The following is a 16,060-nucleotide window of genomic DNA, read 5'->3' as shown; positions in this document are numbered from 1 at the left end:
AATCACCGGGTCTAAGTAAGGTAGTGCCATCGGTCTAGAAAAAAGTTTCTCAAACAAGCAAATTGAAACTTCAGAATTTGTGAAAACTGATTATTCTCCTAAACAAGCAGCAAACAGTGCGTTTTAGAGCATTGCCTCTAGCAGTTTAATAATTTCCTCTATTTCGCCTGCATCCAACTCACTAGCAATTTTGAGGATTTTCTCCTTGTGGTTGGCACTCGTGCGAATGTTTCCGATGTTGAGTTTGCAGCCGCTTTTGTCGGTTCGCTCGGTTATTTCTAGCAAAAGCCCCTCTTCCTGTAAGTGCAAGCGTTGATTGCTTACAGTAGAAGTGCTCACACCGCAGAAATCGGCAATTGCGCGATCGCTCTTGCTTTGCCATTCTGGAGAGAGAAGAGCAGCGCGTACTTTCTCGTGCAAACCTTCGACCCAATTCTTCAACTTCTCCTTATTATTCGGCTGCTGTAAAGGGCTTACAGTTTCCTTTTTTGTTTCTGGTTCTGGTTCTGGCTTGGGATTCAACCAACTTGCATTACCTACTACATACAGTTCTGATTTGCTGCGAGTCAGGGCAACGTACAGCAAGTTATTTTCCTGCTCTAACTGCCAGCCCTGCTGATTGCGCCACACCATAGGTAAATCGTTAGGGCTAATGATGAAGATGCGATCGCCCTCAAGTCCTTTTGCACGGTGACAGGTACTTAGCGTAATTGGTGACGATTCATCGCTAAACAAACTGTCAATGTAGTTTTCCAGATGCGCGATGCAGGTTGCTTGAGGTTGCGATTTATAGATTTCTGTAAGTGCCTCTAATTTATCCTTAAGTGCTTCACACAACTGCTCTTCATTCTCTAAACCTTCATACCGCTGTTGTTTTGCTGCTCTGTAAGCATTTACAGCATCATTGAATTGGTTGTACTGAAATCCCGGCATTTTAGCGATTTCCTTGAGGTCGCCTTTAATTAATTCCCCGATTTGTCTTCCCTTCACTGTCGCAGCAATTCCTCGGACAATTAATCTAATGCAAAGCTTTACCAAAGGTGCTGTTTTACGGCTGAGTACCATATCACCAGTGGTTAGTTTGCAAGGTTTCTCGCTCCATAAATCTGATTCTGCAATCGATTCGATATGCCCTGGTATAGCTACAGAATTTGCTTCAATCGCAATTTCTGGAAAATTCTTGCGAACTAATTCAACATGACTTTTCGGGCAACGGTAACAAATTGATAGAGGCAACTCTATTGCTTCGGTTCGATCGACAATGTTCTGATAACTATTGCAATCTGCACCGGCAAAACCCATAATCGCTTGTTTTGGATCTCCAACAAATAACGCCCGACCTTGACCAGCTAGTGCAATTGCCAGTTCTAATTGAATTGCATTTAAATCTTGACATTCATCTACTAAAACAAATTGGTACGGCTTAAACGAACGCTGTTTGTGCAACTGCCATTTTAGCGGCAACCAGATTTGATCGGTAAAATCAAAATCAATTTTCTTTTGAGCTTGAGTTTCACCAATCCTCAATACTTTTTCTATCGCACTTGCAACAACTGAATATTTGTAAATGTCTGCTATTTCAAAGTGTTGGCAGATTTCTTTAATTTCATCGCTTCCAGATTGATGATTAGTCAACCTGATTAAATCTAAGAGTTTGACGAAATCGTCGTCTTTTTCTATCGCATCTTCTCTTCTCAATGCACTGCTTGGATTACCGCGACTGCCTATCAATCCAAGGTTTTGCGCGATTGATTTATATTTGTTGCCCGAAAGTTTTACCTCGTAATTGTTACGAATGGATAAGTGCTTTTTAACTAAACTCCATCCTGCACTGTGTAATGTGGAAATCGACCCTTTCCACTCTTGTCCGAACTTAGCAATTAAATCAAGGCTGTTAGCTTTGCCAAACACGCAAACTTTAATTTCTGAAGGTTTTATTCCAGATTCTTTTAGAGCGCTTGCAGCAAGTCGCAGTGTGGTACTTTTCCCACTTCCGGCAACTGCATTGCAGCATCCGTGTCCTACTCCATTTCTCACCCAGTCAATAATTTTTTCTTGGTATGATGAAAGCTGCATATTTAAACTTAAGATTAGGCTCTAAACTATTTACAGTATAAACTATCGAACGGAATAATTTGCGTTTTGCTGATTGGTAAAGCGATATAATGAAGCAATATAATCAAAAGAGGAGAACCTGATGCCAGAAAATAAGATTTCCCAATTCATTCAAGCGCTGGCTTTCTTTGAGCTAGAGTTAGAAGATATGACCGGGAAGCCCGGTTATGAAGATAGAAGAGGCAAAGTGATTGCGGTAAGGAAAAAAGGCGATAAGTCACGGATACTGTGCGCTTATTCGAGCTACGACGAACTGTTGGATTGGGCAAAACAACAATTTGGCAACCCCAATTAACGCTTTGGTTGAGGATAATTTCGCAGCCGTTCATCACCATTGGGAAGCTGCCACACTCCCTGCTATTGCGATCGCTCCTGACTGGCTTGGTGTATACCCAACATTGGCGTACATCAACTCTGATTCTGTTTGCGATAATCCCACGGTCTTTCACCGCCATTGGGAAACCGCCACACTCCCCGCTGCTGCGACTTTCCGATTCCTTCTGCAATATCGAATACATCGCGGTTGTGACAATTAGCGCTGTACTGCTTGTAGTGATAAGCCATACCCGCTTTGAGCATTTCCTCCTGCACCGATTGTTCGCCTGATGGTGACTCTAGCAATACTTCAGCTACGGTGCGGTTGTACCTATCCCGATCCATTTCGATAACGATGACCTGACCTTTGGCTTGAACGATTAGGGAACGCAAATAATCTCGCGATTCGATGCCGAGCGGTTGTTTGACTTCCGGTGCATCTATCCCGCACAGTCGAATCTTTTGTTCGCGACCATCGCATTGAACTCGAAAGGTATCGCCGTCGTAGATGGAATTGGAAACCACTTGGCAGCGTAGGGATTCTGTTTGGCTGGGTCGTTTGGCTAGTTTTGGTTTATCGTTGGTGGGTTGTTGGAAATGGAACCACATCAAAGCAGCGATGGCGAACAAAGGTAGAGTGTTGATGAACTTCTGCATTTACTTATTTCCCAACGCTTTTTCTATGGCTAGGTACGTTAGTTGTCGGTTTATCCACTTCGGATAATCTGCAAAGTAGCGGGTAGATTTAATCCATAATAGAATTAAAGAACCTACTTGTTGTGGATTAATGCTACAGCTACGATAGCTTTTATTTAACATCAATCACGACCTCCAAGTTAATCTGCCTATCCTTTTGACCCAGGTTTTTGATACGGCGGACTTTGCCTGCTACGGGGGATTTAATCTGAGTAATCTCGCGTAGTTTCGATTCTATTTGCTGCTTCTGAGCTACCAGGGAAGCTACCTGATATTGTTGCCTCTGCATCTCTGATTGTTGACGAATCAGGTTGAGTGAATGTTGGTATTGTTGATGCTGCTGGTCGCTTTGCGCTTTATCTAACGCAGCAATCGCCTGATTCAATTCGAGCGCTAATTTGGCTTTCGATTCACTCACCCTAGCCCGCTCTGAGGTTTCTGTTCTGATACTCTCCGCCACTTTATTCATCTTCTCTGGTTCCAGAAGCTTCCTCAACTTTTCATCCTTAAACCTGAAAAAGGGTGCGGGAATTGGGGGTAGCTGGGGTTTGCCATCCATCAATTCAATTTCACTTTTGATGCGAGCAATGGCTGCTGACTGCACTGCAAAATTAGGCGGTGGTAGTTCGGCTACTTGGCTTGTAGGAGTGGATAATTGTTTGATGCTGATATCGATTTGATTGCGCTGCGCTTCCAAACTTTCGCGTTCTTCGGTGCGGTCGCTAATGATTTGATTGGCTGCCACCTCCGAACCTTCCGCAATCTTTAAATCGTTAAGCGAGATGACCTGCACTTGAATGCGGTGTCTTTTTCCTGATTGGGGTGATTGCTGTAACTGAATAACGGGCTGTTTTTGTAAACTCGGTACGGGTGAGAGTGCGGGTGTATTGGGCTGCGGGTTAAGGTTGAGAAAGGGCAAGAATCCCACAACTCCCGCTCCCAATACAGTTGCTAAATATTCTTTCATATTACAAATCAGGTTTGGGGCTAAATATCTTGGCTTCTAGGGAACCTGTGATGTATTGAGCGTTCAGTAATTTGATAGCTGTTTCTAGGGGACAGTAGTTCAAAGTTATTTTATCACCGATTAGTTTCGCTATCTCTAATTGTTTCGGATTAACGGTAATTTTAATTAACTCTGGTTCATCCACAGTTAGCATACCTGTTACTAAAATGAGAGTATTGGGGATGGGGGTGATGGTAAATTCTGATTCATCGAATTCTAGAGTTTGAATTGATGCTGCTGCGGGTTTACCAACTTTTGCGGTCAATCTGCTAGTAATGATATTGGTTCCGGTTTTAAAGATTCCTAGTTTATTGACCAACACAAACTCGCTGCCCTCTCCCGCTGCTATGAAATACTGACCTTCCGCTGAACTAGAATCGCTGGCGAAGGTTCCGCTTACCTGAGCGTAAACGTGATTCGATGCGGCATTGGTTTGATAAATCTCTGTGGCATTCGAGCGCAATCCAAGCGAGTTTCCCACAAAGGCTGTTGGGCCACCCGTTCCGCTTAACTTAATTCCTAGAATCAACAGCACTACTGCAATGGCCAACACCCAATATTCACCCGTGCCTCCGGTTTGCAAGCGTCGGTTGGGATTGCTTACCGATATGCACCAAGCGGGATGGGGCCAGAAAAACTGCACTCCCTGTTTGGTGAATATATCGGAAAAGCAACTTAGCAAGTGTCCCAAGGGCAGACAAAGCCACGTTCTCCAATCTACATAAAAGTAAAGCGGCATTGATATCACAGCCAAAGCGCAAGTTGCTAAAAAGCAGTGAGTAACCGAACGGTGGGGGAATCTATCCTCAATCCAATTGCTGATCGGAAACAAGATTTGTCCGATGGTACTTGTAGATGTATCAATATCCGGCAACTGACTACCGGCAATCGCTAATGCCAACTGCAAAGGATTACCAGTACCTAGGAGTAATGAAACTCCTGCTGCTGACACAATGGAATGAGTGAATGCCATCATTTCAAAGATTCTCCCATAGACATAACTGTTCCGGCTTCATCTATTAGCTCTAGACCGTATTCTGACGCATCTTCTAAATCTAAATCTGACACTTGACAACAATCATAAAACTCAGCATCACCTGCAATACTAAGCTCGTAAATGTTTACCCACTGTTGTGGATGTAATTTGTGCGCTTCTGTTGCAGAAATACCTTGAATCATTGACCCAGCCTCTTCTTCGCACCTTCAACCCGCCCTAATTGTTTGGCCGCCATCGCCACAGTTAAAGCAACGCCACCAAAGATTTGCCAATTCTTGTTACCCGTTCCCATTCCCACATAGCGAATCACGGCAAAAGAGAACAATCCAGCGAGCAGGATGGGCATCATCACTAAATACTGGCGGTGTTCCACTATTTGATTGATGCCCAACTTCTCTTGCTGCACTACTTTACGCGCCAGCATCGGATTCCTCCCAGCTAACGGTTGCAGTTGGGAAAGCCGAGCTGCTGTGAGATTCAAACCCAACTTTGCCGCTTCCTGCTGCATTGTCGATCTGATGGTGCGGTCGCTCGGCAATTCTAATTCAACTTCGATCATCTTGATGAAGATATCGCGACCGGGGTTAGCCACCGCAAAGCAGCAAACCCGGCAACCAGCTTCGATTAAATCCTCAAGCCAGAATCGAATTCCCGTGGTGAGGCGCTTGGCTTCGGGCAACACCAATAACGCATCAGTGGGAATATTGAGCGCGATTTCATCTTTGAGCTGGTCTAGGGTGAGTTGCTTGATTCTGCCTTTGTCATCCTCCACTTCGGTAGGAATGTCCAACTGTTCTGCCAATTGTTGAAAGAATTTCTTGCCGCTTCCCTTGTAAGTAGCCGCAGCAACCGAGAACTCTCCACTCAACTCCAAAGCCACAGTTGCCGCTACATCTTCCAATCCCGTACCCAGTTCCCCGGTGACGATGCAGCAGTGACCGCTGCGGAGGATTTCGCAGACTTTGGTGGCTTCGTTTCTTAATTCTTGGCTTGGTTCTGGCGGTGCCGCTGCAACAGTTGTTGGGCTATTGTGGCGGCACTCTGCTTTGGGTTGGCTGCATCCCTGACCGCTTGGAGTTTTGCTTTCAGGTCGGCGGGCAAATCATCCTCGGTCATCCCCGCTGCGAGGTGTAACTTGATGAGTTCCGGCATCGCCGCCTGCTGCACCTTCAATTCGGCTGCTTCTCGAATCAACTCTTCTAGCCCGTCCCCATCCTCATCACTCCCTGGTATCTCCGGCTGCACGGGAATATCCAAGGCTGATGCTAAACCGGAACTTTCCGAAACCGCTAGCTGCCCGCCGCTATCCCGAAATCCCTTCATCTTCCCCGTTTCTTTGATGTGCTCGTTCAATTCCTCCATCAGTTTCATTTGCTCGGCGTTGAGGTACGCTCCATCCGCATCTTTGCTTGCCTCAATTCCCAGGTACTTCAATCTGTTGTAGTACGTAGATGTTCCGATACCCAGTACCTCGCAGATTTCGTCGGGTCGTTGCTTTGTGGAAACTTCTGTTGTCATCGGAATTATTGTAAATTTTGTGTGCTGTGTTTACCATAATATGCGCTACTCACTGCAAAAAACCTAGCAACAAACTGGAATCAGGCACTGGAAAACCCCGCTATTTTGTTTACGTAATTACGCTAGCCTAGCTATCCAAAAGCGTGTATAATTTAGCAGCAGTGATTGAGAGCGAGCTTATGGAAACCGACATGGGCAACAATCGGAGTGGAGCGTGGAACATGGGAAAGCTAGCGAGAGAGCGCAGGAATCCCAAAAGCGGGGAAAGTGTGGATATTCTGACTGGTGCAGATTGGAATGAGGGTATCGCTAGCAAGAACCGCAGTGGAGTTAGCGCCATCTCTGAAAGCATCGGCGGGGATGACATCACCGATTGGGCGAGGTTTCGAGTGAATGTTCCCGTGCAAGTGAATTTGGTGACGGACAACGCCATTACCGCCATTGTGAATTCGAGTCAAAGCGTAGTGGTGGATTCAAGTGATGGATATTCGAGCAACTTGACAGCTACTTTGGAGCCGGGAGTCTACTTTCTCCAGTTCAGCAGCGAGTCTTCGATTCCTGCTTTGTTTACCTCCAAGTTGACCTTAACAAAGCGATGATGCCCGTTTCGATATCCCAAATGAGTTTCAGCTTCATTTCTAGTATCATGTGCCGTATGATACCTGCTAGTTGGAAATCCCCAACTAATCTAAGCTGCTGAAAGTAATGATTTTGTAACAAACTGTAATAACCTGGATTAAAGATTAAGTTAGTGCAGCATCAAAGTAACTGGAGAGAGCGCGATTCGGAGAATACCCAATGCGGAGTATCTAGCTATGCCAATGCACCGAAACCAAGCGAGTATCTAGCTATGCGGGAGCACCGAAACGCAGCGCAGAGCTTTGAGTGCAGGAACACTGATACGCAGCCCATAACTCCCTGTACCCGAACTCAAGGAATATCTAGCTATGCCAATGCACCGAAACTCAACGAGTATCTTGCTATGCCAATACACCGAAACAAAGGCAATAGTTTGGCGTACTCGAACATCGAAACAACGGGGAAGTTGGGGCAGCGGGAGAAGCTGGGTAGAATGCAATAGCTGCCCCAAGTTGAGGAGTTACCAGCCCCCGCAAGCGTGATAGTAATCCGCTTCTATTTCGTGCTGCAATTCTAGTTGAGCTAAGTAAGGTGTGAGGGATGCTTCGGATTCAATGTATCGTACTAATTGTTGTTGATAGAACAGAGCGATGAATTGCACTAAGCTAATTAGGAGCATGGGAATCTGGTTCCTATTTCTAGTTTGACACCCCCTGCGATAGCCGTTTTGTTAATATTTATTTGTAATTGTGTTACCTAGATAATTGAGTTTTCTTATTCCCAGCAATCTCCTGATTTAGGCAACAACGCCAAGCATCTTTGGAAGGATTGCTGGGCAATACGAATATGCGGAAGCACCCAAACTCTCAGCGCACAAACTCTCGGTACGCTTGGCTTTGAGTTAGATGCAAGGATTGGAGGAATTGCCCCTGCGTCCGGTTCTCATGGAGCCTAAAAGGGTACTTACCACGGTGCAACGTTCGGCATTTTCTTTGATTAGGTGAATGCGACCTAAGCGTCCGTTACTCACACCGAGCCAGTTGTACTGCATCCGATAGGCTCCATCTATTTTGTCGTAGTAGAAAGTAGCAGTTTTGATGGTCACTTTGGGGTCGATGCCCGCACTTTGCCACTGGGGAGGTTCATCAACTCGATGAACCGAATATTCGATGCCCTGGGGAGTTTGTCGAATCAGGCACTCCATGATTAGTTTGTCTCGTCGAGCTTCTGATTTAGCCTTTTGGAAGCACCAATAAATCCGATCGTTGGCTACGCTAACTTGTTGGGAATTCATGAAACCAATCCAACCGGGTACTGCGATGGCGCACAGGATGTTAAGCACGACTATCAAAATGAGTTTTTCGGTTAGCGTGAATCCAGCATTGGTAGAATAGCGCATGATAGTTGCCTCATATTGTTTGCACCCGCTGCGATAGCCGTTTTATTGGTATTTCCTGTTTTCTTGTGACTTCAATTAGTTGAGAATTAAAAGAGCGGTCGCACTCTCTTGTAAGTACGACCGCTCAGTTATTCACTTTTGGCGCTTATTCTCGGTCAGCTTCAGTAACTCGGTGCTTGGGGGATTGTTTTACGCTTTTGATTCCGAGTTCGGCATCGAGGTCTGATTCCATTCCCAACAAATGGGTGTTGCGTTCCATCCATTCGGCAACTTCATCCAGGGTTGTAGCCCGCCGTTTCAATTGTCCCGGTTGCGGTTGTTGGCGCACTGGATTCTCGGCTTTGATGCGGTTAGCTTGGTTCCGAGCTGACTCAAATCCATCGGGGTCGGCATTCTCGGCTGCATCTATTGCTTCGTTGATGCGGCGGGTGGCTTGCTTTTCGGGTGCTTCGACTTGCTTTTTGGTGAGATTGTTCTCGTTGATTTCGATGAGCCTCGCCTTCACCCGCTGGAGGTTGCGCTTGCGGGCTTGAGCCGATTCCAAACCGAGGAATAAATCCGGTGCTGCGATAAATTCCTTGATGCCCGCATTCACCTTGGCGGCTAATTCGAGCATTTCACCCAAGAGTTTTGCCGACTTGGATGTGAGCGCTGCTACTCCAGTTGTGTCGAAGTAAATCCTTCCCTGCCAGCAAGTATCGCCCCGCATTTGTTCGACCAACACGTCCGGGATGTTGGAGAAGTTGGGCGCACTGATGGCGATCGTTCGCTGGTTGGGATTGCGGAAATCGGCTTCGATGCGGATACCGCCCTGAAGGTCGCTCGTGTATCGCGCTATGTTTTCCAGGGATTCTGTTGATTCATCCTCAATGCGTTCGAGGATGCGGTTTCCCCATTCGTCCAGGGCTACTGAGAGCAATTCTTCGGTAACGGCTAACAAATCCTTGAGTTTGCTCAATTCTTGAATGCGTTCTAGTCCGAAGGTATCCTCGAAGTGGTTAGAGAAACGCTCCCAGAGGTATTTGTTGAGCGGTTGGAAATCCAATTCATCCTTGGAGTAGGAACCGTCCTCATTCCGACAACCCGGTGCAAGAATGAATTGCTCTAATTCTCCCTTGGATTTGGCATCCATGAAACTAGCCCGCTTATCTCGGTGCTGCCAAGCAGTTTGTCTCAACCCGTAGTAGAGTTTCTTGTAGGTGGAGAGGGCATCTTTGATAGCGGTTTGGGCTTCGGCACCGATTGCCACTTTCTCTGAAGCTTTGGGTGCATAGATTCCGAGGTTCGATTTGTTGATGAAGTTCATGGTCTTTGTCTCCTGAAGTGAATTGTGTTTACACCGAAAGCGAAAGCAGTTTTATTTACTTTCCTTTTTTCTTTGCTCTTCTTTCTAATGAGCCTTTTTATGCCTTGCTCAGGGCAATATTCTAGGAACGGTAGCGCACGATTCTCAGAGCCAAGTTGTATTGATTTGCTAGATTAATCATGTGCTGGGTTCCCCGTGACGAGCCATCCCAGAAAACGATGCAGTGGGTGCTATATTGCGCCATAGATTCATTGCGCCGGTAGCCTGCTGATTTACCGTATTGCTGCCAATCTGCGGGCATTACCTTGAGCGCTATACCCCGAGATTGGGCGTAGCGTTCACCGAGGCGATCGGCTCCCCTGGCTCCTCCCGATACTATTTCTATTTGGTCTGTCGAATAGCGCTGGAAGTACATATCCAACAGCCTTTCGAGCAGTTCGTAATCGTTGAAATCTCTGGAACCTGCGATGATGGTTTTCAGCATTATCTTTTCCTGTGATTGTTGGTACAAAAAAAAGGTAGAGATTTTACTCTCTACCTCATCTCAAATCTGGTTAACTCAGTTGTTGTTTGTACTCGTTCCGCATTTTCCAAAAGGTAATGCTGAATCGTTCTTGGCTGTGCCACAATATGGCATGGGGCGATTTGCAGTTAAATTCATAGATATCGCCATCATCCAAATCAACAACCTCCCGATTGTTGGGTAAACCGATGCCAAACTTTGCTTGTCCGAGATTGATACCTCGTGCAATTGTTGTTGCATAGTTGTGGTCTCGGTGCCAATCAATTTTCCCGTTGTAGCTTAACAATCCAATATCGCAGCCAGGGAAAACTCGCTCAGCAAATTTCTGGATTCGATTGTCCGTATAGGCTGGATAAACTCGGGCATTGGTTTGATGCAAATTACATTCGGCAAAGAGCCACATTCTCAATCGACCGGGAGCGTAACGGGATACATCTCGGCTCATATCCTCAATTCGTTCCCGACACCAATTCCTCAAATCCTCGATTGAATCCGGGTCTACTTTGTTGATGAACTTAACGGTCATTGCTTTATCCTCAGCTACTGCACCCTCACAGCGAAGCTCCAACGCTTAACTAAGCAAGGGAACTCCTCACATCCTTACAGCGAAGCTCCCATCCTTAAGTCTCGGTTACCGTAAAGCTTGACATCCCTTCCAACCGTTCCTGTTTACCGCTTTCTGTAGTGACGGTACAACTGTTACAGCAACTTCATATCCCTTTGAATTGGAAGCGCGATCGGTTGCAGCGGATGGTGGAGGTTTCCCCAAGCGCGATCGGTTGTGCGGGCGGTGGAGGTTTCCCAAGCGCGATCGGTTGCAGCGGGCGAGCGTTAGTTCAACTATTGATTAGTGCATTTAAATGATGGCGGAGATGTATCAAAGTATCATTAAATATAGGCTGCACCCAAGTATCAATTAGCTGTACTGTACCTCCCAGGACTAGCCTGGGAGTGCGGTTCAATGGCGATTAGTAGGGAATATCATCCGTTGCCCAACTATCCGTTACCCGATTGCTCACTTCCCAAGAACTGACCGTTTTGATTCCTTTAGGAGTTTTCACAGCGGGGGGAATTACCGATACCTTGGATTCAGCAGATTCAACATTGCGTCTTTCCCAAGAACGGCGGTTGTAGGCTTTGAGTTCATCCAAATCCATCCCCCATTTTTGCGTTCCGTAGCTCACGAGTTGTTCCAGAGTGAAGCGCTTATCCTGGGGCGTTCCGAACACCTCCGCAAACTTAGCTTTGTAGGCATCCCAGGAGAACGTATCGCCCTGAGCTATTTTAGATTTCCTGAGCGCTTTTCCTTGCAGTTCTCGGATGGCATAGTACGCGCTTGCCCATTCTTTTTCGGAGTAATCCTTGACGGTAAAGCCATCACCGAAGGCAGCATCAAAGTTGGGGAGTTCGGGTTGTTTTGCAGTTGTGCGAGCCATAGTATACCTCTGATTCGTTGTTTTCAACCGTTGCGGTAGCCGTTTCGTTGTTGTTTTGTGTACTTTTAAAGTGTTTGAATTCTGGGGAATCGAAGTTGCTCAATTCCCCGATAGTGTGAATTAGCTTTCAGGCAAAGCTAGCGGTTGAGATTGCGGGAATGCGGGGATGGTCAAAGGGCGCTCTGGTTCGAGGGCTTCCCAAGTCCATTCTTTGGTTGGTCGGTCGTAACCTAAAAAGTGCTGTTTCCAAGTCTCCAGAGTGGGTTTGGTGTGCGAGGTAACGTAACAGCAGGCTGATTTCTTTTTATCTCCGACGGTTTGACGCTCTACCTCGAACTCGAATACACAAAGGCTTTTGAAAGCAGCATTCTTAGGTTTAGCGGCAATGCGGTTTTGGATGGCGTGGCAAGCGGTAATCTCGGTGCAGAATTGCTGCCAGTGCTTGCTAAAACTCGCTTGATTCGCACCCTTGGCTTTGTAGCTCAAAGGAATGGAGTGCAGCGGTTGATTTTCTGAGTTGACCAGGAATACTTGGAATAACTGAATGTTGCTCGTGCGCTCGTTTTCTTTAGCCGTGCGGTCGTACAAACCTAGGATTACCGTTTGTTGCAGCTTTTCGCTTTCATCGCGGTCAAAGGCGAGTACGGGTGTTTTGGGGCATACAATCATGCGGGGTTTCTTTATCAAGATTCCTTGCTCGGTTTGACTTGAATTGAAGGTATATTTGATTAGTTGAGATTCATCAAAATCTTGCCAACCTGCTTGTGCCATTTGGTCAACCGTTATGAAGTAGCCGCAGTGTTCTAAATTCGATTCTCCGCGAAGTGCTTGAATGCGTGGCAAACGAGCGTCGGGGTCAACGAAATCGGGACTGGCAAACTCATCGCGTTCGATGGTAGCTTCTACAACTTCGGGGATGGGCATTGCATCGGATTGGATATCGACATCGGATTGAACATTGACTTCTGATTTCTTAGCCATGATAAAGCCTCCTATTTTTCACCCTAGCGAAAGCCATTTACTTTCAGTTTTATTGGTTATTGATTATTGAGTTTTAGCTCTGATGGGCTGCAAGTTTATAGTTCATAGCTTGCAGCCCAGCTAAGATTACTTGGTATCCCAGAGTTGCTTCAGGGGAGCGAAATAAGGCAACAGCGCTTCTACTCCTTCGCGAACCGCAACTCGGATAATATCAGCTTGACCGAAAGGAAAATCTCGCTTAAACGGGTCTTCAAATTCATCAAAGTGTCGGGCAAGTTCTACTTTTTCAGGATGTTGGGATAAGTGTCGGTGCCACAAAGCGATGTAGTATTGGATTCCCCAATCATCAAGAGCAAAGCTAGTGCCTTGTTCGTTCGACTTCACGGGTAACTCGCGATCGCCTATTTGCCACGCGATTTGCTTGCATCCTTGGCGCTTCCAATATCTCGCAGCAGTCCAGTTACCGGGTTCGGGGCAACCTTCAAAACGCTTGGCGCATTGGTAGTGATTCTCGATTGAATCCGTCGTACCAAAAGTTTTTACATAGCAAAAGAAGGGGCTGTAGCGCTTGTCTCCACGGGAATGGCACTGCAAGATGCGCTTGTCACCTTCAACGCGGTACTCACCCTCAAATACTCGATTGTTCATAACCTTCACCTCAACTCAATTAATTGTTGTACCCCAGGCGATAGCAATTACCTGGGGCTTTTCTTTCTCCATTTATCCCGGCGCTATTGCAGATGTGTTGGATGCACCGAAAGCGCTTCAAAGTCTTCACTTTCTGGCAGAGAATCCTCCACAAAAGCACCGTTGATTTTGATGGTGGGTACGGGCCCTTGGTTGCTTTTCACTTTGCGGTATTCGGAACGCACTGCTTCCCTGGCTTTGTCCTGCAATATGGCAATGCAGCAATCTTCATCTTCTTCTGCATCTATTTGCGCCCACAGCGAGCAGGATAAGTCAACTGAATTGAAGTTACCCAAGTTAAACTTGCGGGTGTAGCTGACGGCGATGGTTGTAATGTGCATAATTTTGTGGTGCTAATGTTGCACCCCAAGCGGTAGCAATTACTTGGGGATTTTGTGAGTTATTGATGCTGATTTAAAACCAATCAGATTCAAAATCGTAGGATTGGGGGCGATGGGTAATCTTGTCCTCGGTCAGCCACTTGGTTTCTCCTTGACCCGTGAGAGCTTTGATTCCGTAGTACCAAACGGGTTCGCACATGAGAGAGCCGTGCTGCCACCTGGGAGCGTAGAGTTCGATGCCGAAGATGCGCTTTTGTTCCCAATCTTCAACGGCTAAATCGGGTGCAATCAACCAGATTTGTTGACCAATCGAGTATGCGGGATCGGGGGTAATCCATTCATCATTTGAGTCGGCTGCAACTTCGATACAGCACTGCATTTCAATGGTGAGGGTAGTTAATTGAATGCGGTAAGGCGGGGCAATGTGAACGGGTTTATTGGGTTGATTTAGCATGGTACTTTCTCGCTATTTTCACCCGATGCGATAGCCGTTATTTTGATATTTTATGATTCATTAAAACTATCCTTAAATTCACAACTAAATTAATTTAAATAAAACGGCTAACGCTTTGGTGCAAACAAGATTAATCGAAGCGATGAACCCACATCAACCCAGTTGTTATTTAATCCACTGGCAACCCGCTATCGGCAATTTAACTAATCCCAGAGGCACGGCATCTCACTACTTGGGCAGCACTAATAAACCGGTGGGCGAACGCTTGAGGGAACACCAATCTAAAGCGGGAGCTCGCATCACCAAGGCTGCGGTGGAAAAAGGAAGAGAGTTGGTGTTGGTGCGGACTTGGGATGGCGGGTGGAATCGAGAACGGCAGCTCAAGAAGCTCCACAACAACCGCTTGCTCTGCCCTATCTGCAATCCCTTTTCTCGGATACAAACCCCGCAAACCTTGAAACAATAACGGTTGTGATGCAGCATTAGGGCAAGATTAGCGATCGGCTATCTCATCGAAGCATTGCACTCAACCCGACTCTTGCTTAGAACAAGCTGAGTTGACCGTCGTTGGCTGCCTTGCTTCTGCGGTGGCGCTTTGATAATCCGTTACGCCATCCCGGATACGATACTGCCGGCCATCCCGTGCTGATGAAATAGGGAATCTTGGCAACTTCTTGGAGCCATATCCGATAGGGCGTGTATTCCCTGAAGCCGAAGGGGTAGCGCTCTTTGGATATCCATTTCTTAGCGCTTTTCCCTTCGATTGCTTCTCCCATTAACAAGCATTGAGCTTCATATTCTAGGAGAGCGCTGGCAATGCTATGAATTGCTTTATCTCTCCAAGTAAATCGCTTCATGGGTAACTCCGTGTTTTGTACCCATGCCGGGGCTGTAATATGGATACTTCCCCGGCATCAGTGTTTTAATTGCTATCAAGTTGCTGTTGCTGTTTCTTAGCTTCCAAGATTCTGCGTTTGAGGGTTTCTAATGCCATCATCGCTGTCCAATTACCCCGATTTGCTGATTGGATGTACTGCTGTATCAATTCTTCGGTGATTTGTCGGTCTAACCAATGCACTAACTCTACGGTTTGTTGGCGCGCTTGGGGGTTGGTGTTGCCGAACATCTCGAACATTCCCAAACTTTGTATCTGCGCTAAGCTCATATCCTTCAACGCTTTTACGGCTTCTTCAAACTCTTGTTGCGATAACTTGGGTAACTCATCGGAATGCTGCTGCAACAAAAAGCAATCGATTTCTTGGTACGCACCGATATACATTTTATTCAAAGCGCAATCGCATAAAATAGCGTGTTCTGGTGCTTCATCATCGGAGCCTAAGTTGTACGGTTCTAAGTAAATTGCTAGGGCTATGTGTTCTATTAGAGGTGCGTACACGGCGTAGTAACTGAAGGTACTTCCTGCCCTACCGTTGCTCCATGTGGCTTTGCTTCCTTGATAGTAAAGAGCAAAGTATTGAGTGTGGTTGACTCCCACCATTTCAGCTAACATGGGTGGCATCGGTACGGGTAATTCGATAAAATGCGTTCCTATCATTGTTGTGGCTCCTGGTTCAGTTCAATAGAAAGAAAACAGCCTTGAGATTGGTGGGGTAAGCTTTTCACTACCCTTATTCCTTGGGTGTGCAAAAGTCGGTCTGCTTCATCTAACAACTCAAACGAGTTAAAGTAAACTTGGATGCGGGCTGC

Annotated in this window: 23 protein-coding genes; 4 read left to right on the top strand and 19 right to left on the bottom strand. The window is 46.4% G+C overall.

All coding sequences use genetic code 11. From position 1 onward, the window contains the following. Positions 1 to 123: 123 nt before the first annotated feature. Complete coding sequence (locus tag QUA01_RS11555) at positions 124 to 2,076, bottom strand: UvrD-helicase domain-containing protein (RefSeq protein ID WP_333093501.1); 1,953 nt, start codon at positions 2,074 to 2,076, stop codon at positions 124 to 126. Between the two features lie 121 nt (positions 2,077 to 2,197). On the opposite strand from QUA01_RS11555, the gene QUA01_RS11550 reads away from it, so the two are divergent. Beyond that, complete coding sequence (locus QUA01_RS11550) at positions 2,198 to 2,410, top strand: hypothetical protein (protein ID WP_333093500.1); 213 nt, start codon at positions 2,198 to 2,200, stop codon at positions 2,408 to 2,410. 113 nt (positions 2,411 to 2,523) lie between these two features. On the opposite strand, the gene QUA01_RS11545 is transcribed toward QUA01_RS11550, so the two are convergent. The 6 genes from QUA01_RS11545 to QUA01_RS11520 all read right to left on the bottom strand — a co-directional run bounded on the left by QUA01_RS11545 (position 2,524) and on the right by QUA01_RS11520 (position 6,647). Beyond that, entirely contained in the window at positions 2,524 to 3,087 is a 564-nt protein-coding gene (locus QUA01_RS11545; protein WP_333093499.1) for a thermonuclease family protein, read from the bottom strand. A 151-nt stretch (positions 3,088 to 3,238) separates the two neighbouring features. Further along, on the bottom strand, positions 3,239 to 4,093 hold the full coding sequence (locus QUA01_RS11540; RefSeq protein ID WP_333093498.1) for a hypothetical protein: 855 nt from the start codon (positions 4,091 to 4,093) through the stop codon (positions 3,239 to 3,241). 1 nt (position 4,094) lies between these two features. Next, entirely contained in the window at positions 4,095 to 5,108 is a 1,014-nt protein-coding gene (locus QUA01_RS11535; RefSeq protein ID WP_333093497.1) for a metal-dependent hydrolase, read from the bottom strand. After that, positions 5,105 to 5,311 (bottom strand): hypothetical protein, encoded by a 207-nt coding sequence (locus QUA01_RS11530; RefSeq protein WP_333093496.1) that lies wholly within the window; start codon positions 5,309 to 5,311, stop codon positions 5,105 to 5,107. Before QUA01_RS11530 ends, QUA01_RS11535 begins: the two co-directional genes overlap by 4 nt. Continuing rightward, a complete protein-coding gene (locus QUA01_RS11525) occupies positions 5,308 to 6,030 on the bottom strand; it encodes a hypothetical protein (protein ID WP_333093495.1) in 723 nt (240 codons plus the stop codon). Before QUA01_RS11525 ends, QUA01_RS11530 begins: the two co-directional genes overlap by 4 nt. A gap of 77 nt (positions 6,031 to 6,107) precedes the next feature. Next, a complete protein-coding gene (locus QUA01_RS11520) occupies positions 6,108 to 6,647 on the bottom strand; it encodes a hypothetical protein (RefSeq protein ID WP_333093494.1) in 540 nt (179 codons plus the stop codon). 179 nt (positions 6,648 to 6,826) lie between these two features. On the opposite strand from QUA01_RS11520, the gene QUA01_RS11515 reads away from it, so the two are divergent. Then, positions 6,827 to 7,246, top strand: a complete 420-nt coding sequence (locus QUA01_RS11515) for a hypothetical protein (RefSeq protein WP_333093493.1) — start codon at positions 6,827 to 6,829, stop codon at positions 7,244 to 7,246. 500 nt (positions 7,247 to 7,746) lie between these two features. On the opposite strand, the gene QUA01_RS11510 is transcribed toward QUA01_RS11515, so the two are convergent. From QUA01_RS11510 to QUA01_RS11490, 5 genes are all read right to left on the bottom strand, one after another. Continuing rightward, positions 7,747 to 7,905 (bottom strand): hypothetical protein, encoded by a 159-nt coding sequence (locus QUA01_RS11510; protein WP_333093492.1) that lies wholly within the window; start codon positions 7,903 to 7,905, stop codon positions 7,747 to 7,749. A gap of 222 nt (positions 7,906 to 8,127) precedes the next feature. Next, a complete protein-coding gene (locus tag QUA01_RS11505; RefSeq protein ID WP_333093491.1) occupies positions 8,128 to 8,625 on the bottom strand; it encodes a pilus assembly FimT family protein in 498 nt (165 codons plus the stop codon). 145 nt (positions 8,626 to 8,770) lie between these two features. Then, entirely contained in the window at positions 8,771 to 9,931 is a 1,161-nt protein-coding gene (locus QUA01_RS11500; protein ID WP_333093490.1) for a hypothetical protein, read from the bottom strand. 121 nt (positions 9,932 to 10,052) lie between these two features. Continuing rightward, complete coding sequence (locus QUA01_RS11495) at positions 10,053 to 10,415, bottom strand: DUF2493 domain-containing protein (RefSeq protein ID WP_333093489.1); 363 nt, start codon at positions 10,413 to 10,415, stop codon at positions 10,053 to 10,055. 70 nt (positions 10,416 to 10,485) lie between these two features. Next, positions 10,486 to 10,980: a hypothetical protein gene (locus QUA01_RS11490; RefSeq protein ID WP_333093488.1), complete on the bottom strand. Its 495-nt coding sequence runs from the start codon at positions 10,978 to 10,980 to the stop codon at positions 10,486 to 10,488. Between the two features lie 158 nt (positions 10,981 to 11,138). On the opposite strand from QUA01_RS11490, the gene QUA01_RS11485 reads away from it, so the two are divergent. After that, positions 11,139 to 11,318 carry a hypothetical protein gene (locus QUA01_RS11485; protein ID WP_333093487.1) on the top strand — a complete coding sequence of 60 codons (180 nt, stop codon included), beginning with the start codon at positions 11,139 to 11,141 and terminating at the stop codon, positions 11,316 to 11,318. A gap of 104 nt (positions 11,319 to 11,422) precedes the next feature. On the opposite strand, the gene QUA01_RS11480 is transcribed toward QUA01_RS11485, so the two are convergent. The 5 genes from QUA01_RS11480 to QUA01_RS11460 all read right to left on the bottom strand — a co-directional run bounded on the left by QUA01_RS11480 (position 11,423) and on the right by QUA01_RS11460 (position 14,353). Then, a complete protein-coding gene (locus tag QUA01_RS11480; protein WP_333093486.1) occupies positions 11,423 to 11,890 on the bottom strand; it encodes a hypothetical protein in 468 nt (155 codons plus the stop codon). A 120-nt stretch (positions 11,891 to 12,010) separates the two neighbouring features. After that, on the bottom strand, positions 12,011 to 12,871 hold the full coding sequence (locus tag QUA01_RS11475; RefSeq protein ID WP_333133159.1) for a DUF5895 domain-containing protein: 861 nt from the start codon (positions 12,869 to 12,871) through the stop codon (positions 12,011 to 12,013). Between the two features lie 126 nt (positions 12,872 to 12,997). Further along, positions 12,998 to 13,519 (bottom strand): hypothetical protein, encoded by a 522-nt coding sequence (locus tag QUA01_RS11470; RefSeq protein ID WP_333093601.1) that lies wholly within the window; start codon positions 13,517 to 13,519, stop codon positions 12,998 to 13,000. A gap of 83 nt (positions 13,520 to 13,602) precedes the next feature. Then, positions 13,603 to 13,899, bottom strand: a complete 297-nt coding sequence (locus tag QUA01_RS11465; RefSeq protein ID WP_333093600.1) for a hypothetical protein — start codon at positions 13,897 to 13,899, stop codon at positions 13,603 to 13,605. A gap of 73 nt (positions 13,900 to 13,972) precedes the next feature. Beyond that, positions 13,973 to 14,353, bottom strand: a complete 381-nt coding sequence (locus tag QUA01_RS11460; RefSeq protein WP_333093599.1) for a hypothetical protein — start codon at positions 14,351 to 14,353, stop codon at positions 13,973 to 13,975. A gap of 118 nt (positions 14,354 to 14,471) precedes the next feature. Between QUA01_RS11460 and QUA01_RS11455 the strand changes: the two genes are divergently transcribed. Continuing rightward, positions 14,472 to 14,819, top strand: a complete 348-nt coding sequence (locus QUA01_RS11455; protein WP_333133156.1) for a GIY-YIG nuclease family protein — start codon at positions 14,472 to 14,474, stop codon at positions 14,817 to 14,819. A gap of 76 nt (positions 14,820 to 14,895) precedes the next feature. On the opposite strand, the gene QUA01_RS11450 is transcribed toward QUA01_RS11455, so the two are convergent. After that, positions 14,896 to 15,210 carry a hypothetical protein gene (locus QUA01_RS11450; RefSeq protein ID WP_333093597.1) on the bottom strand — a complete coding sequence of 105 codons (315 nt, stop codon included), beginning with the start codon at positions 15,208 to 15,210 and terminating at the stop codon, positions 14,896 to 14,898. 65 nt (positions 15,211 to 15,275) lie between these two features. Then, positions 15,276 to 15,908 carry a hypothetical protein gene (locus QUA01_RS11445; RefSeq protein WP_333093596.1) on the bottom strand — a complete coding sequence of 211 codons (633 nt, stop codon included), beginning with the start codon at positions 15,906 to 15,908 and terminating at the stop codon, positions 15,276 to 15,278. Positions 15,909 to 16,060 lie beyond the last annotated feature (152 nt).

This window comes from Microcoleus sp. S36a_B3, from assembly GCF_036700745.1.
Lineage (GTDB): Bacteria > Cyanobacteriota > Cyanobacteriia > Cyanobacteriales > Microcoleaceae > Microcoleus.
This window is presented reverse-complemented; position numbering and strand designations above follow the sequence as displayed.